At 76.0% G+C, this 22,872-nt stretch carries 22 protein-coding genes; 7 read left to right on the top strand and 15 right to left on the bottom strand.

Features of this window, described 5'->3' with window-relative positions; all coding sequences use genetic code 11:
* Positions 1-4: 4 nt before the first annotated feature.
* Positions 5-1,123 (bottom strand): class I tRNA ligase family protein, encoded by a 1,119-nt coding sequence (locus ACQEU6_RS12880; protein ID WP_499331735.1) that lies wholly within the window; start codon positions 1,121-1,123, stop codon positions 5-7.
* Positions 1,124-1,271: 148 nt separating this feature from the next.
* Between ACQEU6_RS12880 and ACQEU6_RS12875 the strand changes: the two genes are divergently transcribed.
* Positions 1,272-3,914, top strand: coding sequence for a bifunctional acetate--CoA ligase family protein/GNAT family N-acetyltransferase (locus tag ACQEU6_RS12875; protein ID WP_499331730.1), 2,643 nt, complete (start codon positions 1,272-1,274; stop codon positions 3,912-3,914).
* 58 nt (positions 3,915-3,972) lie between these two features.
* On the opposite strand, the gene ACQEU6_RS12870 is transcribed toward ACQEU6_RS12875, so the two are convergent.
* Positions 3,973-4,554 carry an Rv1733c family protein gene (locus ACQEU6_RS12870; protein WP_499331728.1) on the bottom strand — a complete coding sequence of 194 codons (582 nt, stop codon included), beginning with the start codon at positions 4,552-4,554 and terminating at the stop codon, positions 3,973-3,975.
* A 260-nt stretch (positions 4,555-4,814) separates the two neighbouring features.
* Here ACQEU6_RS12870 and ACQEU6_RS12865 point away from each other — a divergent pair, with 260 nt between their 5' ends.
* From ACQEU6_RS12865 to ACQEU6_RS12855, 3 genes are all read left to right on the top strand, one after another.
* The gene (locus ACQEU6_RS12865) at positions 4,815-5,537 is read left to right on the top strand and encodes a hypothetical protein (protein ID WP_499331726.1); all 723 of its coding nucleotides are present in this window, start codon (positions 4,815-4,817) and stop codon (positions 5,535-5,537) included.
* A gap of 210 nt (positions 5,538-5,747) precedes the next feature.
* The gene (locus ACQEU6_RS12860) at positions 5,748-6,605 is read left to right on the top strand and encodes a universal stress protein (protein ID WP_499331725.1); all 858 of its coding nucleotides are present in this window, start codon (positions 5,748-5,750) and stop codon (positions 6,603-6,605) included.
* A gap of 120 nt (positions 6,606-6,725) precedes the next feature.
* On the top strand, positions 6,726-7,589 hold the full coding sequence (locus ACQEU6_RS12855; protein WP_499331723.1) for a universal stress protein: 864 nt from the start codon (positions 6,726-6,728) through the stop codon (positions 7,587-7,589).
* 70 nt (positions 7,590-7,659) lie between these two features.
* On the opposite strand, the gene ACQEU6_RS12850 is transcribed toward ACQEU6_RS12855, so the two are convergent.
* The 4 genes from ACQEU6_RS12850 to ACQEU6_RS12835 all read right to left on the bottom strand — a co-directional run bounded on the left by ACQEU6_RS12850 (position 7,660) and on the right by ACQEU6_RS12835 (position 12,255).
* Entirely contained in the window at positions 7,660-9,117 is a 1,458-nt protein-coding gene (locus ACQEU6_RS12850) for an MFS transporter (protein ID WP_499331721.1), read from the bottom strand.
* Positions 9,118-9,331: 214 nt separating this feature from the next.
* Positions 9,332-9,691, bottom strand: a complete 360-nt coding sequence (locus ACQEU6_RS12845) for an STAS domain-containing protein (RefSeq protein WP_499331719.1) — start codon at positions 9,689-9,691, stop codon at positions 9,332-9,334.
* Positions 9,692-9,940: 249 nt separating this feature from the next.
* On the bottom strand, positions 9,941-10,741 hold the full coding sequence (locus ACQEU6_RS12840; protein ID WP_499340165.1) for a hemerythrin domain-containing protein: 801 nt from the start codon (positions 10,739-10,741) through the stop codon (positions 9,941-9,943).
* On the bottom strand, positions 10,741-12,255 hold the full coding sequence (locus tag ACQEU6_RS12835) for a heavy metal translocating P-type ATPase (RefSeq protein WP_499331718.1): 1,515 nt from the start codon (positions 12,253-12,255) through the stop codon (positions 10,741-10,743). Before ACQEU6_RS12835 ends, ACQEU6_RS12840 begins: the two co-directional genes overlap by 1 nt.
* Positions 12,256-12,486: 231 nt before the next feature.
* Here ACQEU6_RS12835 and ACQEU6_RS12830 point away from each other — a divergent pair, with 231 nt between their 5' ends.
* Entirely contained in the window at positions 12,487-13,335 is an 849-nt protein-coding gene (locus ACQEU6_RS12830; protein ID WP_499331717.1) for a universal stress protein, read from the top strand.
* 57 nt (positions 13,336-13,392) lie between these two features.
* Here the strand turns inward: ACQEU6_RS12830 and ACQEU6_RS12825 are convergent, their stop codons facing one another.
* Genes ACQEU6_RS12825 through ACQEU6_RS12795 form a run of 7 tightly spaced genes read right to left on the bottom strand, consistent with a single transcriptional unit; the run spans position 13,393 to position 19,608 of the window.
* Positions 13,393-14,532, bottom strand: coding sequence for a site-2 protease family protein (locus ACQEU6_RS12825; protein WP_499331716.1), 1,140 nt, complete (start codon positions 14,530-14,532; stop codon positions 13,393-13,395).
* Between the two features lie 51 nt (positions 14,533-14,583).
* Positions 14,584-15,780 carry a 4Fe-4S dicluster domain-containing protein gene (locus tag ACQEU6_RS12820; RefSeq protein ID WP_499331715.1) on the bottom strand — a complete coding sequence of 399 codons (1,197 nt, stop codon included), beginning with the start codon at positions 15,778-15,780 and terminating at the stop codon, positions 14,584-14,586.
* Positions 15,777-16,235: a hydrogenase maturation protease gene (locus tag ACQEU6_RS12815; protein ID WP_499331713.1), complete on the bottom strand. Its 459-nt coding sequence runs from the start codon at positions 16,233-16,235 to the stop codon at positions 15,777-15,779. The genes ACQEU6_RS12820 and ACQEU6_RS12815 overlap by 4 nt, the downstream gene beginning before the upstream one ends.
* A complete protein-coding gene (locus tag ACQEU6_RS12810; RefSeq protein WP_499331712.1) occupies positions 16,232-17,527 on the bottom strand; it encodes a Ni/Fe hydrogenase subunit alpha in 1,296 nt (431 codons plus the stop codon). The genes ACQEU6_RS12815 and ACQEU6_RS12810 overlap by 4 nt, the downstream gene beginning before the upstream one ends.
* On the bottom strand, positions 17,511-18,299 hold the full coding sequence (locus ACQEU6_RS12805; protein ID WP_499331711.1) for an NADH-quinone oxidoreductase subunit B family protein: 789 nt from the start codon (positions 18,297-18,299) through the stop codon (positions 17,511-17,513). Before ACQEU6_RS12805 ends, ACQEU6_RS12810 begins: the two co-directional genes overlap by 17 nt.
* A 2-nt stretch (positions 18,300-18,301) precedes the next feature.
* Positions 18,302-19,150 carry an FAD/NAD(P)-binding protein gene (locus ACQEU6_RS12800; protein ID WP_499331708.1) on the bottom strand — a complete coding sequence of 283 codons (849 nt, stop codon included), beginning with the start codon at positions 19,148-19,150 and terminating at the stop codon, positions 18,302-18,304.
* The gene (locus ACQEU6_RS12795; RefSeq protein WP_499331706.1) at positions 19,147-19,608 is read right to left on the bottom strand and encodes a cyclic nucleotide-binding domain-containing protein; all 462 of its coding nucleotides are present in this window, start codon (positions 19,606-19,608) and stop codon (positions 19,147-19,149) included. The genes ACQEU6_RS12800 and ACQEU6_RS12795 overlap by 4 nt, the downstream gene beginning before the upstream one ends.
* Before the next feature lie 198 nt (positions 19,609-19,806).
* Here ACQEU6_RS12795 and ACQEU6_RS12790 point away from each other — a divergent pair, with 198 nt between their 5' ends.
* Together ACQEU6_RS12790 and ACQEU6_RS12785 are read left to right on the top strand one after the other, a co-directional pair.
* Positions 19,807-20,658 (top strand): universal stress protein, encoded by an 852-nt coding sequence (locus tag ACQEU6_RS12790; protein ID WP_499331705.1) that lies wholly within the window; start codon positions 19,807-19,809, stop codon positions 20,656-20,658.
* 116 nt (positions 20,659-20,774) lie between these two features.
* Positions 20,775-21,026, top strand: a complete 252-nt coding sequence (locus ACQEU6_RS12785) for a DUF1876 domain-containing protein (protein WP_499331703.1) — start codon at positions 20,775-20,777, stop codon at positions 21,024-21,026.
* 299 nt (positions 21,027-21,325) lie between these two features.
* Here the strand turns inward: ACQEU6_RS12785 and ACQEU6_RS12780 are convergent, their stop codons facing one another.
* Positions 21,326-21,700 carry a CBS domain-containing protein gene (locus tag ACQEU6_RS12780; RefSeq protein ID WP_499331701.1) on the bottom strand — a complete coding sequence of 125 codons (375 nt, stop codon included), beginning with the start codon at positions 21,698-21,700 and terminating at the stop codon, positions 21,326-21,328.
* 65 nt (positions 21,701-21,765) lie between these two features.
* Positions 21,766-22,704 carry a universal stress protein gene (locus ACQEU6_RS12775; RefSeq protein WP_499331699.1) on the bottom strand — a complete coding sequence of 313 codons (939 nt, stop codon included), beginning with the start codon at positions 22,702-22,704 and terminating at the stop codon, positions 21,766-21,768.
* Positions 22,705-22,872: the final 168 nt, after the last annotated feature.

Here is a 22,872-nt window from a genome sequence, read left to right as displayed (position 1 = left end):
CGGGTCAGCCGAGGGCCAGGATCCGCGCCGCGAGGCGAGCGGTCCGGCCGCCCTCCTGCTCCGCCACATCGAGCGCCGTCCGGACGTCGAGGTCGTCGAGGAGGGCGCGCACGACGGCGGCCTCCGCGGCGGGGGAGGAGCGGGCGCGGCCCGCCGCGGCGAGCAGGCGGTCCAGCCCGGCCGCGGCGAGGTCGAGGGAGTCGGGCGTGTACTCCCACTCCCGCGCCCAGGGCTCGGTGAGCAGCATGAACCGGACGGCCTGGGCCGGGTGGTCCTGCACCAGATCGGAGACCAGCACCAGGTTGCCGGTGGACTTGGCCATCTTGGCGCCGTCCCGGAAGACCATCCCGACGTGCAGCCAGGCCCGGGAGAACGGCCGTACGCCGGTCAGCGCCTCGGCCATGGCGGTCTCGTAGGCGTGGTGGGGGAACCGCAGGTCGACGCCGCCGGCGTGCAGGTCCAGCGCCGGGCCGAAGGTCGCCATGGCCATCGCGGAGCACTCGGCGTGCCAGCCGGGGCGTCCCGCGCTCCAGGGGCCGGGCCAGGCGGGCTCGCCCGGCCGCGAGGGCCGCCAGAGCGCGACGTCGAACGGGTCCTCCTTGGCGGGGTCGCCGGGCGCGTCGCCGTACTCGGCGAGCAGCCCGCGCGCCCGTTCGGCGTCGAGGCCGGCGCGCCGCGGGACCCCGCCGCCGCGGAAGTAGACGGCGCCGTCCCGGACGTAGGCGTGACCTGCGGCGAGGAGGCCCTGGGCGAGCGCGACGACCTCGCCGACGTGGTTGTGCGCGCGGGGCTGGTGATCGACCGCGTGGACGCCGAGGGCCTCCAGGTCGCGTTCGAAGTAGTACTGCTGGACGGCGGCGAAGCTGTCGTACGGGCTGCCCGCGCGGTGCGCGGCCTGGTCCAGCACGTCGTCGACGTCGGTGACGTTGCGGCACACGCGCACGTCGCCGCCCGCGTGCCGCAGGACCCGGGCGGCGACGTCGGCCCAGACGAACGTGCGGGCATGACCGAGGTGGGTCGCGTCGTACGGGGTGATCCCGCAGACGTACATGCGGGCGGGGCCGACGACCGGGAGCGGGCGGCCGCCGATCCGCAGTGTGCGGCCGGGCGAGTTGAGATCCACGAGAGCGCCGTTCCTCAGGGTGGCGGTTTCTTCAATTTCCTCCCATTCGTCCTACCCGGTCGGGCCCCTCCGCGCCGGGGACGAAGGTCCCGGCGACCGGTGACGTTGGGCGCTGCCCGTCCGGGCCGTCCCGTCCGACGCTGGGGGCATGACGCAGAGCCTTGACGGGGCGCGCGTGTTCGCGTTGCTGACCGACGGCGCGCAGGTCGAGATCCGGAGGCTGGGCGAGGCGGACCGGGAGGCGGTGCGCGACCTGTATCACGGTCTCAGCGACGAGAGCCTCTACCTCCGGTTCTTCGGCCTCCACCGGGCCGTGTCCGAACAGGTCGCGGAACGGGTCTGCCGGACGGACGGCGAAGGCCACGCGGCTCTCGGCGCGTGGCTGCGCGGCGGCCTGGTCGGCGTCGCGGAGTACGAGCCGACCGACGTGCCCGGAGAGGCCGAGTTCGCGATGGCGGTCGCCGACCGGTCGCACCACCGCGGGGTCGGGACGCTGCTGCTGGAGCACCTCGGATCGCTGGCCCGCGCCCGCGGGATCGTGGCCTTCCGCGCCGACGCCCTCGCCGAGAACACCGCGATGCTGCGCGTCTTCGCCGACGCCGGGATGGCGGCCCGGCGCCGGTTCTCCGGGGGCGTGGTCGAGCTGACCCTGCCGCTGGTCTCCGACGAGCGGTACCTGGACGCGGTGGCCGAGCGGGAGCGGCGCGCGGACGTCGCCAGCCTGGAACCGCTGATGCGGCCGCGGACGGTCGCGGTCGTCGGCGCGTCCCGGCGGCCGGGGACGGTCGGGGCCGAGATCCTGCGCAACATCGTCTCCGCCGGCTTCGGCGGCGCCGTGTACGCGGTGAACCCGCACGCCGCCGGCGGCGACCTGCACGGCGTGCCGTGCGTGGCCGCGCCCGCCGGCCTGCCGGAGCGGCCCGACCTGGCGGTCGTCGCCCTGCCCGCCGGCGCGGTGGTCCGCGCGGCGGCCGAGTGCGGGCGGCGCGGGGCCCGCGCGCTGGTGGTGGTCAGCTCGGGGCTGACCGCCGGCCAGGGGCGCGACCTGCTGGCGGCGTGCCGCGAGCACGGCATGCGGCTGGTCGGACCGAACTGCCTGGGGACGGCCAACCCCGCGATCTCCCTCGACGCGACGTTCGGCGCCCGGCACCCGGCCCCCGGGAGCGCGGGCGTGGTGGCGCAGTCGGGCGGCGTCGGGATCGCGCTGCTGGAGCGGCTGTCCCGGCTGGGGACCGGGATCTCCTCGTTCGCCTCCGTCGGCGACAAGTACGACGTCAGCGCGAACGACCTGCTCATGTGGTGGGAGTCGGACGAGGCGACCCGGCTCGGAATCCTGCACGTGGAGTCGTTCGGCAACCCGCGCAAGTTCGCCAGGACGGCGCGGCGGGTGGCCGCCGGGATGCCGCTGCTGACCGTCCTCGCCGGGCGGTCGGCGCCCGGCGCGCGGGCGGCCGCCTCCCACACCGCGGCCGCCGCGACCCCGGAGCTCACCCGCCGGGCCCTGTTCGAGCAGGCGGGGATCGTCGCCACCGGCGACCTCGGGGAACTGGTGGACGCCGCGGCGCTGCTGGCGAGCCAGCCGCTCCCGGACGGGCCGCGCGTCGCGGTGGTGTCCAACGCGGGCGGGGCGGGGGTCCTGGCGGCGGACGCCTGCGCCGACGCGGGACTCACCGTCCCGGTCCTCGCCCCGGCCACGCGGCGCCGCCTGTCCGGCCTCCTGCCCGCGTGCGCGGCGGTCGCCAACCCGGTCGACACCACGGCCGCGGTCTCCGCCGACCGGTTCCGGAGCGCCCTGGACGCCGTCGCCGCCGACCGGACCGTCGACATCGTCCTGGCGCTCGTCGCGCCGACGGCGCTCGCCGACCTGCGCGGAGCGCTCGGCGGCCACGCCAAACCGGTCGCCGCCGTCCTGCTCGGGCAGCCCGAGACCGTCCTGGTCAACGAGCGCGGCGTCCCCTGCTACGCCTATCCGGAGAACGCCGTCCGCGCGTTCGCCCGTGCGTTCTCCTATGCGCGGCGCAGAGGCGTCCCACCCGACGCGCCGCCCGAGCTGCCCGGCCTGATGCCGGTCGAGGCGGCGGGCATCGTCGGCGGGTTCCTGTCCACCAGCCCGGAGGGCGGCTGGCTGCCGCCCGTCAGCGCCTTCCGGCTGCTGGAGTCCTACGGGCTCCCTCTCGCCCCCTGGTGCTGGGCGCGGACCGAGGACGAGGCCGTCTCGGCGGCCCGCGAACTCGGCGTCCCGGCGGCGGTGAAGGCGCACGTGCCCGGAGTCGTGCACAAGACCGCAGCCGGTGCGCTGCGCCTGGGCCTGGAGGGCGAGCGCGAGGTCCGGGAGGCGTTCCGGAGCCTGGCCGGGCGGTTCGGCGGCGACCTGGAGGGCGTCGTCGTCCAGGCCATGGTGGACGAGGGCGTCGAGGTGCTGTGCGGCGCCGTCCAGGAGGAGGTGTTCGGAGCCGTCGTGATCTTCGGTGCGGGCGGCGTCGACGCCGACGCCCTGGCCGACCGCACCGCCCGCCTCGCCCCGCTGACCGCGCGGGAGGCCGACGACCTGATCCGCGAGCCGCGCCTGTCGGCCCTGCTGCTGGGCCACCCCGCCCGACCCGCGGGCGACCTCGCCGCGCTGCGCGACGCCCTGCTGCGGCTGTCCAGGCTGGTGGCCGAGCACCCCGAGATCGCCGAACTCGACCTCAACCCCACCGTCGTCCGGCCGGACGGCGCGGTGGCCGTCGACGCCCGCGTCCGGCTCCTGCCCCGGCGCGTCTGGGACCCCTACCTGCGCCGCCTCCGCTGACGGTCCGCTGCGTCGTGCAATTCGCGCCTCGGCGACAGGGCGTGGCGCGGCGGGTCTCCTAGGTCGAGCGGGAGCGGCGGTCGAAGTCGGCCCATTCCTCGTCCCACTGCCGGTAGCGGCGCCTGTCGCAGCTCCAGCGGAACACGAGGTAGACGGTGAGCAGGGGCAGGCCCGTCCCCGCCACGACCGCCGTGGCGGCGGACACGTCGTCACCGACGGTCCGCGCACGCGTGCGCGGGCCCATCTCTCCCAGGTTGTGGCGGGGGCCCGTCCAGAGCACGCGGTGCTGGCCGACGGCGGTCGCGCGCCAGCTGGTGTAACGACCGGTGTGCGTGGCGCCGTCCGTGCCGGTCCAGGCCACGCTGACCTCGCGCCCCGACTCCAGCGGCGTGACCCCGACCACCGTCGCGTCGACCCGGTGGCGGGTCGCGGCCTCGTACCGTTCGGCGCGGACCCCCGCGGCATGGACGGACGAGACCACGTGGGAGCAGGCGACGGGGGCGGCGACCAGGAAGAGCAGGAGCAGGAGGAGACCGACGCGCCACTGGATCCGATCCACCCTGCGGCGCAGGGCGTTGCCGTCGAACCCGCAGCGGCGCCGCAGGCGGCCCGCGCGTGTCCTGGCATCCGGCGGCTTCATGCCTGCTCCCCGGGTCGATGACCGAACGACCTCGGAAGTCGCCCGGAACGGCTTTACACCAGCCTTCTCCGGGGACGCGCCGAGCACCACGGACCGATGTCCCCGCGACCGCGACGAAGGTCCTCACTTCCGGCGTGTTCGACTGCGCGGCCGCGTCGGAGGGACCAACGTCCCCTGCCGACGTGGCGAAGGCCTCTGCGGAGCCGGGCCCCCGCTCGCCAGCGTGGAAACGAGCGGTCATCGACAGGGGAGGGCACGTGATGAGCATGAGCGTCCGCGGTGCCGCGCTCGCCTGCGGCGCGGTCGCCGCCTACGCGGCCGCGATCCGCCCGGCGCTGCTGCGCTGGGGGGTCACCGACAGGGAGGCGGACACCGCGTATCCGAGCGACGAGCTCATCGAGAACGCGACGAGCCAGTCCACCATGGCGGTCTCGCTGCCCGGCCCGCCGGAGGCGGTCTGGCCGTGGCTGGTGCAGATGGGGTGCGGGCGGGCAGGCTGGTACAGCTGGGACGTGATCGACAACGGCGGGCGGCTGAGCGCGGACCGCGTCGTCCCCGCGTGGCAGGAGCTGGCTGTGGGCGACCATGTGCCCGCGGTCCCGAGCGGGAGGACCTACTTCCGCGTCGAGGCCCTCGATCCGGGCAGGACCCTGGTGCTGCGGAGCGACCTGGAACTGCCGTCCGGCAGGTCGTTCGACCCGCGAGGGCCGATGCCGAGGGCGTACACCGACGGGATCTGGGCCTTCCACCTGCGCCGCCTGCCGGACGGGTGCACCCGGCTGATCGTCCGCACGCGCGGCCGCGGGGCGCCTTCGCTCGCGAACCGCGTGTTCGCCTGGGTCTTCGGTGAGCCGGCGCACTTCGCCATGCAGCACAGGCAGTTCCGAGGGCTTCGCCGGCGCGTCGCCCGCCGCGGCTTCGCCGGGATCGAGGACGTGGGGGCCGGCGAGGCCCGCCGAGCGGACCTCCGGCTCCTTCGGTGAAGGACCCGAGGCGAAACGAAGGACCTTCGTCCCTGGTCCGGACATCGGCGGCGAGGTGCAATGAAACCGGGCGAGAGAAGTCGAGCGGAAAGGGACGGAGAAGTGGGAGACCACGCACCGTCCATCTCGAAACGCTGCCTAAGCGGCGGAGGGCTTCTCCCGCCCCACTCTTGTTGCGCGGACGCATCGGGACGGGGACGGAGTTTCGCGATGCCTGACGGAAGCGGCGCACGCGACGTGGTCGTCGGATTCGACGGATCGGTCTACGCCATGCAGGCGTTGGACTGGGCGCTGGACGAGGCGGAGCTGCGCGGGTCGCCGCTGGTCCTGTGCCACGCGTGGCAGTGGCCGTACCAGGGAGTCTCCCCAGAGCTGGAGGAGGCGGGCCGGCGGTCGCTGTACGAGGCGGCGCAACACGTCCTGGCCCACGGCGTCGAGTGCGCTCGGCAGCGCACCGCGGGGGTCGCGGTCAGGCCGGTGTCGGAGGAGGGATCGGCGACGGAGCGGCTCACGGAGCTGTCGGCCGGCGCCGGGCTCCTGGTGCTCGGGTCCCGCGGGCTCGGGCGGCTCGCGCGGGTGCCGGTCGGCTCGGTCGCCGCGCACGTGGCCGTGCACGCGCGATGCCCGGTCGTCGTGGTCAGGGGCGTCGGCGCGCTGCCCCGTCCCGAGGATCCGCGACCGGTCGTGGCCGTGCTGGACGGCTCGCCCGCGGCGGAGGGCGCGCTCGCGTTCGCCGCGCGCGAGGCGGAGCTGCGGCAGCTGCCCCTGAAGATCGTCTACTCGGGCGCCGAGGTCGAGGCGCCGGCGGGCCCCGCGCTCCGGCACTCCTCGGCCCGGGACCCCGTGGAGCGGGCCGTGGCGGTGATCCAGGAGCGCCGCCCGGACGTCCGCACGCACCCGGAGAACCCCCTGGCGCCCCCGCCCGAAGCGCTGCGGGAGGCCGCGCAGGAGGCGCGCCTCCTGGTGGTCGGGGCCGCGCATCCCGCGTTCGGTTCGGTCGCGCAGTGGCTGCTGTACAACGCGGTCTGCCCGATCGCGGTGGTCCCGCCCGCCCGGACGTCCCGGTAGAACCCGACGAATGAGAGGGCCGAAGGTCCCGGTTTCCGCGGACCGTCGCCCCTCCTGCGCGGCGCCCCGGCGGACGAGGCTTGAGGCGACCAGGCAGGAACCCCCGAAGGAGAACTCTCGATGAACGACGAGCCGATCACCGGTGTGGTCGTGGGCTACGACGGCTCCACGGGCGGGGTGCGGGCCCTGGAGTGGGCCGCCGACGAGGCCCGGACCCGGGGGCTGCCCCTGACCGTGCTCCACGTGTGGGACGTCTACGTCGGGGGCCCGATCGCGATGCCGGTCGTCGACCTGCGGGCGGTGGCCGAGGAGAGCCTCGACAACGGGGTCGAGCATGTCCGGAAGGCGGCGCCGGGGCTCAGCGTGCGGGGGGTGCTGGCCCGGGGCCAGGCGGCCGCCCGGCTGATCGAGGCGGGGCGCGGCGCGGACATGATCGTGCTCGGCCCGCGCGGGCTCGGCGGGTTCGTCGGGCTGGTGCTCGGATCCGTCGGCGCGCAGGTGGCCGCGCACGCCCCGTGTCCGGTCGTGATCGTCCGGGGCGAGCAGGTCCCGCCGCCGGAGCAGGCGCACGGGCACGTCGTCGTGGGGGTGGACGGTTCGCCGGCGTCGCGCGAGGCGCTGGCGCTGGCCTTCGCCGAGGCCGGCGCGCACGGCTGGGACGTGCACGCGGTCGTCGCCTGGGAGGCGGTGCCCGAGAAGGACGTCCCCCCGCTGGTGGACGAGGCCGGGATGCGGGACGCCGCAGCGGCGAGGCTGGCCCGGCTGATGATCCCGGCGCGCGAGCTGCACCCCGACGTGAAGGTCGAGTTCGACGTCGTGACCGGGCCGCCGCGCGAAGTCCTGATGAGCGCCGCGCAGGAGGCGCGCCTGCTCGTGGTGGGCTCGCGGGGCCTCGGCGGCTTCCGGGGCCTGCTCCTCGGCTCGGTGAGCCACGCCCTGGTCCACCACGCGCCCTGCCCGGTCGCGGTCGTCCACGCGACCTGAGCGAGGGCGCGCCCGGTCCGTAAGGACGGGCTCCGCGGGGCCGCCGGCGGCGGCCCCGCGGATGTGCCGGTCAGCGCCCGGGGGCTTTCTCGTGCTCCGCCCCCGGCGCGGAGGCGGGCGCGGGCTCGGGACGCGGGGCGCGCAGGGTGACGGCGGCCAGCGCCGCGCCGGCGAGCGCGACCAGTGCCGCGCCGGCGAACGCCGCCGAGAAGCCGTCGGTGAGCGCGGGCAGGTCGCCGGGCCTGTCGGCGCCGAAGGAGGCGGCGATGGCGGTCATCGCCGCCAGGCCCAGGGCCGAACCGACCTGGTAGCTGGTGTTGACGATGCCGGACGCCAGGCCGCCCTCCTCCGGCCGGGCGGCCGACAGCGCGGTGCCCAGGGAGGGGATGAAGGCCAGCGACATGCCCAGCGCGGCCACCAGCGACGCGGGCAGGACGTCCACCCAGTAGTTCCCGTCCGGGCGGATCAGCGCCAGCCAGCCCATGCCGGCCGCCAGCACCAGCAGCCCGGCGACGACGGAGGCCTTGGGACCGATGCGCCCGAGGACCCGCGGCGCCAGGACGATCATCCCGAGCATGATCAGCGCGGTCATCGGGACCAGCGCGGCCCCGGAGGGGAAGGCGCTGTAGCCGAGGACCCGCTGCAGGTACAGGTTCAGGAAGAACCACATCGGGATCCACGCGCCGCCGAGCAGGAGCTGGGCGAGGTTCGCGGCGCCCAGGTTCGGCGCACGGAAGATCGACAGCGGCATCAGCGGGGTGCGGCGGGACGCCTGGACGGCCAGGAACGCGCCGAGCAGGACGATCCCGCCGGCCAGCACGGCCCAGGTCGCCGCGGCGCCCCAGCCGACCTCGGGAGCGCGGACGACGGCGAAGACGACGGCGCCGAGCCCGGCGGTCACGGTGAGGGCGCCGGCCGCGTCGACCGAGCCGCGGGCTCCGCCGCTGCCGCCGGGCATCAGCGCCGGCGCGGCGGCCAGCGCCAGCACGGCGATGGGGATGTTGACGTAGAAGACCCACGGCCAGGCCGCGTACTCGGTGATGACGCCGCCGAGGAACACTCCCGCGGTGCCCCCGGCGGGGGCCGCGGCGCCGTAGAGCGACAGCGCCTTGGTCAGCTCGCGGGGCTCGGAGCCGAACAGCATCATCAGCAGGGTGAGCGCGGCGGGCGCGATGAGCGCGGCGCCGGCGCCCTGCAGGGCGCGGCCGGTCAGCTCGACGGCGACGGTGCCGGCGGCCCCGGCCACCGCGGAGCCGGCGAGCAGGACCACCCAGCCGGCCGAGAACAGCCGGCGGGCGCCGAACAGGTCCGACAGCCGGCCGCCGAGCAGGAGCAGGCCGCCGAAGGCGACGACGTAGGCGTTGAACACCCAGGACAGGTCGCCCTGGGAGAAGCCCAGGTCGTCCTGGATGCGGGGCAGCGCCACCCCGATGATCGACGTGTCCATGATCACCATGAACTGGGCGGTCGCGATGAGTGCCAGGGCCCACCACCGGCGGGTGGCGGGCGGTACGGAACGAGCGGACATGTCCCCTCCTCTTGTACCCCTAGGGGGTATCTTTCGAGCTCGGCTTACCCTAGGGGGGTATATGCGAAACCGCAAGCCCTCAAGAGGTGTTCAGCAAGGTGACCTGCCACACGTCCCCGCGATCGACGCGCTCAACGAGTACGGGGTAGGGGTACCTCCGGCGGACACGCCGGAACGACCGGCCCGCTCGTCGGGGGCCCCGCGCGGGGCCGCCTCAACCGGTGCCGGCGCGGGCGGCCGCGAACCGGCGGTCGAGGCCGGTGAGCCGGAGGATCTTCGCCATCTGCGGGCGGGGCCGGGCCAGCGTCACGGCGCCGCCGCGGCGGCGCGCCAGCTCGTCGGCGGCGACGAGCGCCGCCAGCCCCCGCGCGTCGCAGAAGGTCAGGCCGGAGACGTCGACCACGACGTCCGGCCCCCGGTCGGCGATCAGCCCCGCCAGCTCGATGCCGAACGCGGCGGACGAGGCGATGTCCAGCTCACCGCGGGCCGTCACGCGCGCCGGGCCGGCGCCATCGCCGTCGACCGAAGTGACGAACTCCCCGAACGCCGCCGGCTGCATTTCCCTCGTGCCCATGCCTTCCCCCTAGGCCTTCCCTGGATGCCCCCAAGGCTCCTTGGCCGGGTGGCCCGCCACCAGGGACCTAGGTCCCCCCGTCGCCACGCCAAGGTCCGCCGGGCCGTGCGCACCCGCGTGTCCCACCAAGATGGTCATGCCTCACCTTCGGTGGCGTCCTGACTTCAGCCTCTGCCCGGGACGCGCCCGTTCCCAGAGTCGAACGTCCCGGGTGTCGCGGTCGTCCGGGCGGCGCCGGCCTTCCGGCGGTCAGGGGCCGGGCTCGTCGTGGACGTCGGCGAGGACGAAGTAGTTCTCCTCCTCCTGGGCGAAGTGCAGGCGGAGCACGGCGCAGAGCTCCTGCGCGGTCCGCCGCAGGTCGCCCGCGGGCTCCGGGGCGCCCGGCGCGGCGCGGAGCTCGGCCGCCAGCGCGCCGATCCGGCGCGCCAGCTCGGCGATCTCGGTGTGCCCGCGGCTCATCGCCCCCGTGGGGTCGGAACCGCCGAGGACGCGCGCGACCGCCGGGTAGAGCAGCCTCTCGTCCTTGCGCTCGTGGGCCTCCAGGTCCGCGAGGAACGCCGACATCGCGTCCATGGCGGCGTCCCGGTCCCGTCCGGCGGGCCCCGCCGCCGCGTCCGCCAGCGCCGGAAGCCGCTCGATCCGCGGCCACAGCGCCCGGTGCTCCTCGTCCAGGCGGCGGACGAGCTCGGCCTCGTCGCCGCGCAGGCGCGGCGACCGGTCGCGCCCCGGGCCGAGCACGCGCAGGGCGGACAGGATCGCCGCCACGTCGATGCCCTCCTGGAGCAGCGCCCCCGCCGCCGGGGTCAGGAACCCGAGCGCCGCGACGACCATCGCGGCCAGCGCCAGCCCCATCCCGGCGAGCACGCTCTGCCGCGCGACCGACCGGGTGCGCCGCGCGATCGCGAGGGTCTCGGCGAGCCGCTCCAGCCGGTCGACGGTGATCACCACGTCGGCCGCCTCGGACGAGGCCGTCGCGCCGCGGGCGCCGAGCGCGACGCCGACGCCCGCCGCCGCCAGCGCGGGCGCGTCGTTGACCCCGTCGCCGACCATCACGGTCGGCGCGCGGGCGCCTCGTCCCGGGCGACCTCGACCTTCCCGGCGGGCGACAGCCCGGCGAGCACGGCGTCGGCCCCCACGAGCCGGCCGATCGGCCCGGCGACCTCCGGGCGGTCGCCGGTCACCATCACCGCCCGGCCGATCCCCGCCCGGCGCAGCAGCCGGAACGTGCGCGCCGCGTCCGGCCGCACGCGGTCGCGCAGCAGCAGGACGGCCGCGAGCCGGCCGTCCACGCCGACGAACACGGTGATCGCGCCGCGGGCGGCGGCCCGGCCGCGGACCCGGTCCAGCCACGCCGGGTCGACCCGCCCCGCCCAGCTCGCCTTGCCGACGCTCACCCGGCGGCCGTCCACGGTGCCCCGCACCCCCCGTCCGGCGCGCTCGACGACGTCCGCCGGCGCGGCCAGGCGCATCCCGCGCTCGCGGGCGCCGCGGACGATCGCCGAGGCCAGCACGTGCGGGGACACCTGGTCGAGCGACGCCGCCAGGAGCAGCGGGTCCTCGCGGCGGTCCGGATCGGCGGCGATGATCTCGGTGAGCGCGGGCCGCCCCGAGGTGACGGTGCCGGTCTTGTCGAACAGCAGCACCCGCGCCCCCGCGAGCCGCTCCAGCGTGCCGCCGCCCTTCACGACCACGCCCCGCCGCGCGCACCGCGACAGGCCGGAGACGAAGGCGATGGGCGCGGCGAGGATCAGGGGGCAGGGGGTGGCGACGACCAGCACCGCCACCGCCCGCACGGGGTCGGCGGCGGCGATCCACGCCGCTCCGGCCAGCAGCAGGGTGGCGGGGATGAAGAGGGCCGAGTACCGGTCGGCCATCCGGACGAACGGCGCGTTCTCGGCCGCGGCCTCCTCGGCCAGCCGGACGATCCCGGCGTAGGTGCTGGACCGGGCGTCGTTGGTCGCGCGCAGCTCGAAGGGGTCTCCCGCGTTGACCGTCCCGCCGCGCACCGCGTCCCCGGCGGGACGCTCCACCGGCAGCGCCTCCCCGGTCAGCGTGGACTCGTCCAGGACCGCGGGCCCGCGCTCCACCAGCCCGTCCACCGGCACGGTCTCCCCGGCGCGGACCAGCAGCAGCTCGCCCGGCCGCACCTCGGAGACGTCGACGGTGTCCAGGCCGGCGGCGGTCCGGCGGTGCGCCGCCCGGGGCGCGAGCGACAGCAGCGCGCCGAGGTCGCGGCGGGCGCGCCGCCCGGCCCGCTCCTCCAGCAGCCGCCCCCCGGTGAGCATCACGGCGATCACGGCGCCCGCGAAGGGCTCGCCGACCGCGATCGTCCCGGCCAGCGCGAGGACGGCGATCACGTCGCTGCCGAACCTGCGGTGCAGGAGCCCGTCCACGACCCACCAGACGGCGGGGCACAGCGCGACCGCGGTCGTCAGCAGCCAGACCAGGTCTCCGGGGCCGGAGCCCGCCGACCAGCGGAGCGCGGCCCCAGCCGCCAGCCCGCCGCCGGTCAGCGCGAAGAGCAGCTCGTGAGCGTTCCGGGCGAACGCGGCCCTGACCGTCATCCCCACCTCGCCGCGTGTGCGGAGTTCCTGCCGCCCACGCTTCCAGGCGGTGACCGGGGATCTCAGGGCCGGTCGGCTCGCGGCCCGGGGGACGAGGGGGTGCCGGACCTGGGGACCTTCGTCCCTAGGGCCGCGCCCGGCCCGCAATGGAGCGTGGAAGGGAGCGGCCATGCCGCCGTGCGCGGGGTCGCGCCGAAGGAGGCGACATCCGCCGAGCCGGGAGGAGAACCGATGTCCGAGCCGATCGTCGTCGGGACCGACGGATCCGACGAGGCGGCGGGCGCCCTGGACTGGGCCGCCGCCGAAGCCGCCTCGCGCGAGCGCCCCCTGCACATCGTCCACGCCGTGGAGAGCTGGCCCTACAAGACGCCGCTGTTCGCGCCGCCCGACACCGCCGAGCGCGTGACCCGCGCCGGGCGCACGCTCCTGGCGGCCGCGCGCGAGCGCGTCCAGGAGCGGTGGCCGGACCTGGAGGTCACGACCGAGCTGGTGGCCGAGGAGGCGTGGCAGGCCCTGCGGGCGCAGTCCGAGAAGGCGTTCGAGCTGGTGGTGGCCGGCCGAGGCCGGGGCGGGTTCGCCAGCCTGCTGCTGGGGTCCACGAGCCTGCGCCTGGCCGGCCACTCCGCGGTGCCGGTCGTGATCGTGCGCGGCGCCGCCGCCGAGCGCGGCGACGTCGTCGTGGGCATCGACCTGGCCCGGCAGATGGACCCGGTCCTCGACTACGCCTTCGAGGCCGCCGCGCTTTACGGCGCCCGCCTGCGGGTCGTCCACGCGTGGCAGACGTTCGCGACGCTGATCGAGGCCGGCTACGCCGTCGACGCGGACCAGATCGAGGACGATCTGCGCACCGAGGTCGTCGCGGCCTACCGGCCCGTCCGGCGGACGCACCCGGGGGTCGAGGTCGCCGACGAGATCGTCTTGGAGCACCCCGTGACCGCGCTGGCCGACGCCTCGCGGAGCGCCCGCCTGCTGGTGGTCGGCGCCCACGACCGGCGCTGGAGCGCTCCGCAGCTCGGGTCGACCTGCCACGGGGCCATCCACCACGCGCAGTGTCCCGTCGCCGTCGTTCCCGCCCACTGACCCCGCCCCGATCCCATCGGCGGCCTGTGCCGGCGGTGGGATCGGCATGTCCGGGTCTCAGGCGGGGGCGGGGGTGCCGCGGCGGAGCCGGGTCTGGCGCATCATCCGCTGGAGGTCGTCGGTGGTGACCATCCCGAGGAGGCGGTGGTCGGCGGCGACGGCCGCGACGAGGCCGCCCGCGACGGGGGCCAGCTGGAGCAGGGGGTCCACGGGCTGCTCGGGGCCGACGATCCGGTCGGGCCCGAGCGGGACGCTCAGATCGCCGAGGGTGACGGCGGTTTCCTGCTCCGGGACGCGGGCCAGCCGGTCCACCGTGACCGCTCCGGTGGGATCGCCGGACACGCCCACGACCGGGAACACCGTCTGGTGGGACCGCACCGCCACCTCCTGGACGAAAGCGGACGCGGGCTGCCAGGTCCAGCCGTGGTCGGGGTCGCGCGTCATGACGTCGGCGACCCGCAGGTTCCGCGCGGCCTCGCGCAGATCCGTCCAGCGCGCCTCCGCCCGCGCCGAGCCGGCGATGAACCAGCCGACCACGGCCAGCCACAGCCCGTTGAACCAGCTCCACAGCAGGAGCGTCAGCAGCCCGGCGCCGATCATGGTCTGGCCGAGCACCAGCCCGGCGCGCTGGGCGCTGCGGGTCGCGCTCGCCTTGTCCCCGCTGCGGCCCCACAGCAGCGCGCGCAGGATGCGCCCGCCGTCCAGCGGAGCTCCCGGAAGCAGGTTGAACACGGCGATCAGGAGGTTGGTCGCCGCCAGCCAGCTCAGCGTGGCGGCGACGATGACGGGCGCGCCGAGCGCGTGCCCGGCCGCCCAGGCCGCGGCGAACACCGCCCCGGCCGCCGCGCTGGTCAGCGGGCCGACCGCGGCGATCTGGAGATCGGCGCGGGCGGTGCCGGGCTCGCCGCCCAGTTCCGCGAGGCCGCCGAGCGCCCACAGCGTGATCGAGCCGACCGGCACCCCGTGGCGGCGGGCGACCAGCGCGTGCGCGAACTCGTGCGCGGCCAGCGAGCCCATGAACAGCACGGCGGCCAGCGCGGCCGCCGTCCAGCGCACGCCGGGGGGCACGCCCGGGTCCGCGGCGGGCAGCACCGAGCGCCCGAGGATCTCGGCGATCACCAGCATGATCACCAGGACCGACCAGTGCATGCCGACCGGGATCCCCCGGAAGGTGCCGAGTCTGAACGTCTGCTTCATCGCGGGCCTCCTACCGACGCCACCAGGTTCGCGCGGCGATCCGCCCGGAGGTCAGGGGCGAAGTTCCCCATCCTGTGGGTCTTTGGACCCCCCGACCCGGCCGGGGCCCTCCCCGGCGGCCTCGGCGCGCAGGGCCGCGACCTCGACGGTCAGGTCGATGCCGACCGGGCACCAGACGACGCACCGGCCGCAGCCCACGCAGCCGGAGGAACCGAACTGGTCGTGCCAGGTGCCGAGCTTGTGGGTGAGCCACTGGCGGTAGCGGCTCCTGGCGGACACCCGGACGCCGCCCCCGTGCAGATGGGTGAAGTCCGGATCGAAGCAGGAGTCCCAGAGCTGCCAGCGTTCGGCGTGGTCGCCGGTCAGGTCGGTGGTGTCGGCGACCCGCGTGCAGAAGCAGGTCGGGCACACCATCGTGCAGTTGCCGCAGCTCAGGCAGCGTTCGGCCACCTCGTCCCAGCGGTCGGCCTCCAGGGTCCCGGCCATCAGCTCGCGCAGCCCCAAGGCGGGCATCTCCCGGCCCATCCGGCCGGCCGCCGCCGTCACCTCCGCGCGGGCGCGGTCGACGTCGGCGTGCTCGGCGGGGGCGCAGTCCAGGTCGCCGATCAGGGCGGCGCCCGCCTCGGTGGCGACGTCGACGACGTAGCGGGGGCCGCCGTCGCCGACCAGTTCGGTGAGCGCGAGGTCGTAGCCGGGGCCCGCCTCCGGGCCGGTGCCCATGGAGGCGCAGAAGCACGTCCCGCCGGGCTCGGTGCAGTTGACGGCGATGACGAAGTTGCCATGCCGCCGCGCCGCGTAGGAGGGGTCGGCGTGGCGGCCGCCCAGGAGGACGCGGTCCTGGATCGCCATCGCGCGCAGATCGCAGGGCCGGACGCCGAGCAGCGCGAGCCGGGCCGGTTCGGGCGCGGGGTCCCGGACCCGGAACCCGTCCTCCGTCCGGTCCGCCTCCCAGAGCCTGACCCTCGGCCGGTGCAGGAACGGCTTCCAGGACTGCGGCCCGGCCGCGTGCGCGAAGGCCGCGCCGTCCTCCCGCCGGCGGAGCCGGTAGGCGCCGGCGCCGAGCGTGACGCCCCAGCCGTACGGCAGGCGGTCGGCCGAGTCGAGTTCGGCGAGGACGATCGCGTCGTCGCGCACCGTCGGCCCGATGACGGTGTAGCCCGCCCGCCGCAGCGCCTCGCAGAGCGGGCGGAGGTTCGCCAGCTCCAGCGCCGGGCCCCTGGGCTCCGGGGCGTTCGTCGGAGCGGTCATCCGTTCTTCCCTCCTGCTCGGGACGCGAGCGCGCCGGCCAGGCGGTCGGCGACCGCGCCGACCGCTTCGGCGACGCTCGGGGTCAGCCCCTGGCCGAACCCGAAGTCGGCCCCCTCGATCGCGAGGACGCGGAGGCGGGCGGGCATCTGGCCCACGGCCCGCCCGAGCGCGACGGCGTCGCCGAGGCCGAGGGCGTGGTCGGTGACCGGGCGCGCGCAGAGCGACGCGGACTCCGCGTCCAGTTCGCGGACCCTGCCCGGTGCGGGCGGGTCGGCGCGCACGGCGTCCACGACGATCGCGAGGCCGGCGCCCGCCCACAGGGCGACCAGCCTCGCGGGCTCCCCGTCCGTGACCGCGAGCGCGGCCTCGACGCGGCCGCGGAGCGCCGCGACCACGGCGGGTCCGGCGCCGTCGTCGCGGCGCAGGTCGTTGCCGACGCCGATCACGATGGTCACGACCGCTCCACGGTCAGGTCGAGGAAGTGGGTGGAGCAGGAGATGCAGGGGTCGTAGTTGCGGATCGCCTGCTCGCAGCGTCGGGTCAGGGACTCGTCGTCGAGATGGAGGCGGGCCGCGACGAAGCGGCGCAGGTCGTCCTCGATGGCGGCCTGGTTCTGCGACGTCGGCGGGATGATCCGGGCGGCCCTGACGAGCCCGTCCGGACCCAGGTCGTAGCGGTGGTAGAGCAGGCCGCGCGGCGCCTCGGTGACGCCGTGGCCGGTCCCCTCCCGCGGCGGCACCGGCACGGCCGGGTGGGGCGGCGGCTCGTAGCCGGCGATGATCCGCAGCGCCTCGTCCGCGGCGTAGACGACCTCGACGGCGCGGACCAGGATGCTGCGGAACGGGTCGCGGCACTCGGCGCCGAGCCCGGCCCGGTCCGCGGCCTCCAGCGCGAGCGGGGACAGGCGGTCGCGGTTGAGGGAGTAGCGGGCCAGGGGGCCGGTCAGATAGCGGCCGCCGTCGGCGAGACGGGCGTGCAGCGCGGTCGAGTGCGGGACCTGCTCCTCGACGACGTTGCGCTCGAACTCGGCGGCGGGAAAGGCGCGCCCCGTGCCGCCCCGGACGGTGCCGCGCTCCAGAGGGTAGCGGTCCGCCGACAGCGCGAGGAACTCGTGGCCGAGGTCGAAGTCGGGGAACTCGAAGCCCGCCGCCCATTCGACGGTGGCGAGGGCGTCGTCGCGCGCCTGCCGCAGCGTTTCGGCGAGCGGGGCCAGCTCGGCGGGCGCCGGGGTCCGGTAGAACCCGCCGACCCTGACGTTCACCGGGTGGATCGCGCGGCCGCCGAGGAACTCCATGAGCGCGTTCCCGGCCTTCTTCAACCGCAGCCCCCGTTCCACGGCGGCGCGGTGGTCGCGGGCCAGCTCGACCACGCCGGGGTAGCCGAGAAAGTCGGGTGCGTGCAGCAGGTAGATGTGCAGGGCATGGCTTTCGATCCACTCGCCGCAGTAGAGCAGGCGGCGCAACTCGGCGAGGGCGCCGTCCACGGTCACCCCGCAGGCCTCCTCGACCGCCATGCAGGCGCTCATCTGGTAGGCCACCGGGCAGATCCCGCAGATCCGGGCGGTGATGTCGGGCGGCTCGGTGTGGGCGCGGCCGCGCAGGAAGGCCTCGAAGAACCGCGGCGGCTCGTAGATGTCGAGCCGCGCCTCCACGACGTCCGGGCCGCGCACGCGGACGTACAGCGCGCTCTCGCCCTCGACCCGCGCGAGGGCCCCGACGGTCAGGGTCCTGTCACCGCGGCGCGTCATCGCCGGGTCCCTCGGGCGGGCCCTCCTCGCGGAAGGCGGTGACGTTGAAGGTGGACAGCACGCGGTGCGCCTCGCCCTCGGTCATGTCGAGCCAGGGCAGCAGTCCGCGCGTGTTGGGCCGGCCCCCGCTCCACGCGGGGGCGGGGCCGAAGCAGCCGTAGCAGCCCCGCGCGTACGCCGGGCAGATCGCGCCGCAGCCCGCCTGGGTGATCGGGCCGAGGCACGGGGTGCCGCGGGCGACCATCACGCAGACGTTCCCACGGATCTTGCACTCGAAGCAGACGGCGTGGGACGGGACGTCGGGCCTGCGGCCGGCGAGGTGCGCCGCGAGCACCTCCAGGAGCTGGCGGCGGTCGATCGGGCATCCCCGCAGCTCGAAGTCCACGGGGACGTGCGCGGCGATGGGCGTGGACCGGGCGAGCGCGGCGACGTACTCGGGCCGCGCGTAGACGACCGAGGCGAACTCCTCCACGTCGGCGAAGTCGCGCAGCGCCTGGATCCCTCCGGCGGTCGCGCACGCGCCGATCGTGACCAGCTTCCGCGAGACCGCCCGCACGTGCCGGACGCGGTCCAGGTCGGCGGGCGTGGTGATCGACCCCTCGACCAGCGACACGTCGTAGGGCCCGTCCCCGGCGGCGCTCGACGCCTCCAGGAAGTGCGCGATCTCGATCTCGCCCGTGAGCGCGAGCAGCTCGTCCTCGCAGTCCAGGAGGGTGAGCTGGCAGCCGTCGCAGGAGGCGAACTTCCACACGGCCAGCGTCGGTCGGCTCACGGCTACAGCTCCCTGACGGTCATGAGCGCCGCGGCGCGCGCGTAGGGCACGACGGGCCCGTCCCGGCAGACCAGCAGCGGACCGAGCTGGCAGTGCCCGCACCAGCCGACCCCGCACCGCATGGTGCGCTCCAGGGAGAGCCGGATCTTCCCGGCGGGCACCCCGAGCCCGGTGAGCGCCCGCGCGGTGAGGCGCATCATGATCTCCGGCCCGCAGACGAACGCGGCGGTCCGGGCGGGGTCGACGTCCGCGCCGCCCGCCAGTGCCGTGATCAGGCCGACCCGGCCGTCCCAGCCGGGGGCCGGCCGGTCCACGGTGACCTCGACCTGGGCGCCGCGCGCCCGCCAGGCGTCCAGTTCCCCGGTGAACAGCAGGTCGCCGGGGGTACGGGCGCCGACCAGGATCGCGACGCGGCCGAAGGCGCCCCGGTCGGCCAGGGCGCGCAGCACCACCGGCCGCAGCGGGGCCAGCCCGATCCCGCCCGCCGCCACGACCAGGTCGTGCCCGCGCGCCTCGTCCAGGTCCCAGCCGGCGCCGAACGGGCCCCGGAGCCCGAGCAGCTGGCCGGGCCGGGCCGCGCACACCGCGCGGGTGACGGCCCCGACGGCCCGGACCGTCTGCTCCAGCACGTGCGGGGCGGCGCCCCCGGACGGCCCTGTGCGGCTGACGGAGATCGGCGCCTCGCCCACGCCGAACGCGTACATCATCGTGAACTGGCCCGGGGCCGGCTCGGCGATCGGAGCCCCGGCGGGCTCCAGCGCGAGCGTCACCGTGTCGGCGGTCTCCGCGCGCCGGGCCGTCACGCGGTAGGGGACCGGAATCATGGGGCCGTCCGCGGCGATGGAGCTCATGCCCGCTGCTCCGGGTGCGCGTACAGGTCCAGGACGCGGACCCGGGTGGCTTCGAGGCGGTCCAGCAGCACGGCGGCGAACCGCAGGGTCAGGTCGTAGCCGAGCCGGAGGTCCGCGGCGCACAGCTCCCGGACCTCGGCTCCGTCGAACCGCAGGGCCCGCACCGGCTGCCTGGAGACGGCGCCGAACCTCCAGACGTGCGGAGGGAACATCCACGACCAGCCCAGCACCGAGGAGGCCGGCAGCGTCTCCACCACCACCGCGCCCCGCCCGGGCACCTGGAGGTCGAGGTCGACCGCCCCGGAACGCAGCAGCCAGAAGTGCCCGGCGGCCCAGCCCTCCTCGAAGAAGCGATGCCCGGACGGGACGTCCACCGACCGGGCGGCGGCGGCCAGGGCGGCGTGGTGCCGCTCTGGCATGCCGGCGAAGAACCGCTCCCCGGCCAGCGTTCCGGGCATGACGCCTTCCCGTGCCTCCACCTGCCGTGACCTGCCCCTGCGTCGGGCGGCGCATGCTGCGGGAACGGTCAAGAACGTGCGTGGACCGGGCGCGCCGAAGGTCCCCGCCGCGGTGGACCTTGGTCCCTGGCCCGCGCCGGGCCCGTCCTCGAAGGCTGGAGGGAGGACGGGAGAGGACGCCTGATCGTCGGAGGAGCCATGTCCGCACCGATCGTCGTGGGGACGGACGGGTCCGTCGCCGCGAGCCGGGCCGTCGACTGGGCGGCGGGCGAGGCGGCGCTGCGGCACCGGCGGCTGCACATCGTCCACGCGGCGGAGATCTGGCCGTACCAGCTTCGCCGCTTCACTCCGCCCGACCCGGCCGAGCGCGCCTCGCCGGCCGGGCACGCCGTCCTGCTGGAGGCCGAGGGCCGCGCCCGGGAGCGCCGGCCGGAGCTGCGGGTGACGACCGCGCTGGTCGTCAACGCGACGCCGGACGCGCTGCGCGACGAGGCGGACAAGGCGTTCGAGCTGGTGGTCGGACACCGCGGGCACGGCGGGTTCGCCGGGCTCTCGCTCGGCTCGGTGGGCCTGCGCATGGCGGGGCGGACCGCCGTCCCGCTCGTGATCGTGCGCGACGGCGGCGCGGGCCGCGGCGAGGTCGTGGTGGGCTACGATGTCGCCGAGGAGCCGGGGGAGGCGCTCAGGTACGCCTTCGACGCGGCCGCCGTCCGCGGGGCGCGGCTCCGCGTCGTGCACGCCTGGCGGCTCTCCGTGGACATGGCCGAAGCCGCGTACGCCATCGACGAGGAGCGCCTGAACGACGAGCGGCGGGCGCGGGTCATCGAGGCCTACGCTCCGCTGTACGCCCGGTATCCGATGGTCGACGTGGTCAACGACGTCCTCGTCGGGCACCCGGTGTCCGAACTGGTCAGGGCGTCGCGGACGGCGGATCTTGTCGTGGTCGGCGCGCACCCCCACCGCTGGGGCCTGTTCCGGCTCGGCTCCATCGGCCACGGAGTGATCCACCACGCCGAGTGCCCGGTGGCGGTCGTCGGCGCCCCCCGGTAGGGCGCCGTCCCTACCGGACGGGACGGGATCCGGGAGGGATTGGGGACTTCCGCCCCTAGGTCCGCTCCGGCCGCCTTCCGACGATGGAGGGTGAAGGGGAGGGAAGGAGGCTCGTCATGAAGGCCAAGGAGTGGAGCGTCGAGCTCTACATCACCGAGGAAGGCGTGGACACCGTCGCGCACGCGGTCCTGTTCAGCGGCGGTGAGAAGAGGACCACCGGGCGCGGGCACGCGCGCCGCAACCCGGTGGACCGCGAGGTTCCGGAGATCGGCGACGAACTCGCCGTGAGCCGCGCGCTGGCCGATCTGGCCGACCGGCTCCACGGGGTCGCGAGCAGGGACATCGCCCAGTTCGCGGGACCTGGGTGAACGCCGGGGGACGCCACCGTCTCCGACGAGGTGAGCCGCGTGGGCCGGGACCAAGGTCGGTCGAGGGCGGGCCGACGCGCATTGGAACCGCGGACGCGGCCGTCGATAGCCGGTGAGAACGGCCGGCTATCGACGGCGGGGCGATGTACTCCGACCGGCAGGACGGCGGGACGTCAACTCGTCGCCAACTTGAGGCGGTACACGGGTGGGGACGCCCGGGTCCGGGGCCTTCACGGTAGCGGCGTCCCGGCGACGGCCGAGCACACCGTGTGAGGCCCGCGCGGAGCACCCGCGCGGACTCAGGCCGCCCAGGTCTCCAGCGCGAGCAGGTCGCGCATCGAGACCATCCCCACCAGCCGCCCGCGGTCGTCCACCGGCAGGTGGCGGATGCCCGCCTCCAGCATCCGGCGCGCGACGTCCCGCGCGTCCTCGTCCAGGGCGGCGGTCTCGACCCGCGTCGAGGCGAACCCCGCCGCCTCCTGCGAGGCCGGGTCGGCCGACGAGGCGAGGGCCCCGGCCAGGTCGCGCTCGGTGATGATCCCGGTGACCCGCTCGCCGTCGAGCACCGCCAGCGCCCCGACCCTCTTCTCGATCATCCGCCGCGCGACGTCGGCGAGCGGCTCGTCCGCCCGGCAGACGAAGACCGTCGGCCGGTACACGTTGCTGACCAGCATGTTCCCTCCCGTTGGATCGTCGCTCCCGGTCGCCGGGACCGGCGCCCGGACGTCCGCGCCCTTTCTCAGCCCGTCCCGCCGCGCGCCGAGGCGCCGGCGGTCTCGGCGGCCCTGCTCCGCCCGGCCCCCTGGGCGGGCACCACCGCCACCGGGCAGGGCGCCTCCTGCAGCGCGGCCTGGGTCACCGGGCCGAGGAGCGTCTGAGGCCCCGACCCGATCCCGCGGGCGCCCACCACCAGCAGCGCCGCGCCTCGGGCGGCGCCGGCCAGGGCCTGGCGCGGGGTGTCCACCATGAACTCCGTCTCGAGCGGCACCTGCGGGTACCGGCTCCGCCAGGGCGCGACGTCCTCCTCGAACCGCGCCATGGCCTCGCGCTGGATCATCTGGGGATCGCTGAAGGGGACGCGGTCCGACCCGCGGAACGCGGCCGGGTCCGACCAGCCGCACACGGCCGTCACCGACGCGCCGCGCAGCGCGGCCTCCTCGAAGGCGAAGCCGATGGCCGACTCGCCGCCCGTCGAGCCGTCCACGCCGACCACCAGCCGCTCGCGGCCCTTCGGGGCGGGCGGCGGGTCCGGCCGGACCACGACGACCGGCCGGTCGGCGTGGGACGCGACCTGCGCCGCGGTGGAGCCGACCGTCAGGCCCTCGAACCCGCCGTGCCCCCGCGAGCCGAGCACGACCAGGGCGGCCTGCCGCGAGGCCTCAAGCAGCACGGCGGTGGCCCACCCCCGCTCCAGGCGCCACCGGACGTCCAGGTCCTCGGCGAGGCCGTGCGCCTTGCGCACGCCCTCGTCCGCCACGATCGCGCCCGCGCCGCGCAGGACCTCCAGCGTGTCCCTGTCCGGCTGGCGCAGCGGGTAGGGCCAGTGCCAGGCGTGGCACACCGTGAGGGGCAGGCGGCGGAGCAGCGCCTCCCGCGCCCCCCAGCGGATCGCCTCGTCCGCGCCGGGCGACCCGTCGTAGCCGACCAGGACGGTGCCCGTCCTCTCATGATCGTTCATGGCCGATCCCTCCCCTGTCGGTGTGTCCAGCCTTTCCCGGGGCGAGGGGGCGCGGGCAGGGGCCGCTGTCCCCGGTTCGGGGGACCTTCGGCCTGACATCGGCTATGAATGCGGACAGAAACGACAAAATGCCTACAAACTGACCCTTTGTGGGCGTGGTTCGGGGCG

It is taken from the genome of Spirillospora sp. CA-108201, assembly GCF_050936235.1.
GTDB lineage: Bacteria > Actinomycetota > Actinomycetes > Streptosporangiales > Streptosporangiaceae > Spirillospora.
This window is presented reverse-complemented; position numbering and strand designations above follow the sequence as displayed.

What these genes read in the sequence shown, in the direction of transcription:
- ACQEU6_RS12855 (WP_499331723.1), top strand. Translation starts at nt 6,726, where the DNA reads ATGAACGACGAGCCGATCACCGGTGTGGTCGTGGGCTACGACGGCTCC.
- ACQEU6_RS12870 (WP_499331728.1), bottom strand. Translation starts at nt 4,554, where the DNA reads ATGAAGCCGCCGGATGCCAGGACACGCGCGGGCCGCCTGCGGCGCCGC.
- ACQEU6_RS12810 (WP_499331712.1), bottom strand. Translation starts at nt 17,527, where the DNA reads ATGACGCGCCGCGGTGACAGGACCCTGACCGTCGGGGCCCTCGCGCGG.
- ACQEU6_RS12790 (WP_499331705.1), top strand. Translation starts at nt 19,807, where the DNA reads ATGTCCGCACCGATCGTCGTGGGGACGGACGGGTCCGTCGCCGCGAGC.
- ACQEU6_RS12835 (WP_499331718.1), bottom strand. Translation starts at nt 12,255, where the DNA reads ATGACGGTCAGGGCCGCGTTCGCCCGGAACGCTCACGAGCTGCTCTTC.
- ACQEU6_RS12840 (WP_499340165.1), bottom strand. Translation starts at nt 10,741, where the DNA reads ATGGTCGGCGACGGGGTCAACGACGCGCCCGCGCTGGCGGCGGCGGGC.
- ACQEU6_RS12850 (WP_499331721.1), bottom strand. Translation starts at nt 9,117, where the DNA reads ATGTCCGCTCGTTCCGTACCGCCCGCCACCCGCCGGTGGTGGGCCCTG.
- ACQEU6_RS12845 (WP_499331719.1), bottom strand. Translation starts at nt 9,691, where the DNA reads ATGGGCACGAGGGAAATGCAGCCGGCGGCGTTCGGGGAGTTCGTCACT.
- ACQEU6_RS12875 (WP_499331730.1), top strand. Translation starts at nt 1,272, where the DNA reads ATGACGCAGAGCCTTGACGGGGCGCGCGTGTTCGCGTTGCTGACCGAC.
- ACQEU6_RS12860 (WP_499331725.1), top strand. Translation starts at nt 5,748, where the DNA reads ATGCCTGACGGAAGCGGCGCACGCGACGTGGTCGTCGGATTCGACGGA.
- ACQEU6_RS12825 (WP_499331716.1), bottom strand. Translation starts at nt 14,532, where the DNA reads ATGAAGCAGACGTTCAGACTCGGCACCTTCCGGGGGATCCCGGTCGGC.
- ACQEU6_RS12780 (WP_499331701.1), bottom strand. Translation starts at nt 21,700, where the DNA reads ATGCTGGTCAGCAACGTGTACCGGCCGACGGTCTTCGTCTGCCGGGCG.
- ACQEU6_RS12800 (WP_499331708.1), bottom strand. Translation starts at nt 19,150, where the DNA reads ATGAGCTCCATCGCCGCGGACGGCCCCATGATTCCGGTCCCCTACCGC.
- ACQEU6_RS12830 (WP_499331717.1), top strand. Translation starts at nt 12,487, where the DNA reads ATGTCCGAGCCGATCGTCGTCGGGACCGACGGATCCGACGAGGCGGCG.
- ACQEU6_RS12785 (WP_499331703.1), top strand. Translation starts at nt 20,775, where the DNA reads ATGAAGGCCAAGGAGTGGAGCGTCGAGCTCTACATCACCGAGGAAGGC.
- ACQEU6_RS12865 (WP_499331726.1), top strand. Translation starts at nt 4,815, where the DNA reads ATGAGCATGAGCGTCCGCGGTGCCGCGCTCGCCTGCGGCGCGGTCGCC.
- ACQEU6_RS12795 (WP_499331706.1), bottom strand. Translation starts at nt 19,608, where the DNA reads ATGCCCGGAACGCTGGCCGGGGAGCGGTTCTTCGCCGGCATGCCAGAG.
- ACQEU6_RS12775 (WP_499331699.1), bottom strand. Translation starts at nt 22,704, where the DNA reads ATGAACGATCATGAGAGGACGGGCACCGTCCTGGTCGGCTACGACGGG.
- ACQEU6_RS12820 (WP_499331715.1), bottom strand. Translation starts at nt 15,780, where the DNA reads ATGACCGCTCCGACGAACGCCCCGGAGCCCAGGGGCCCGGCGCTGGAG.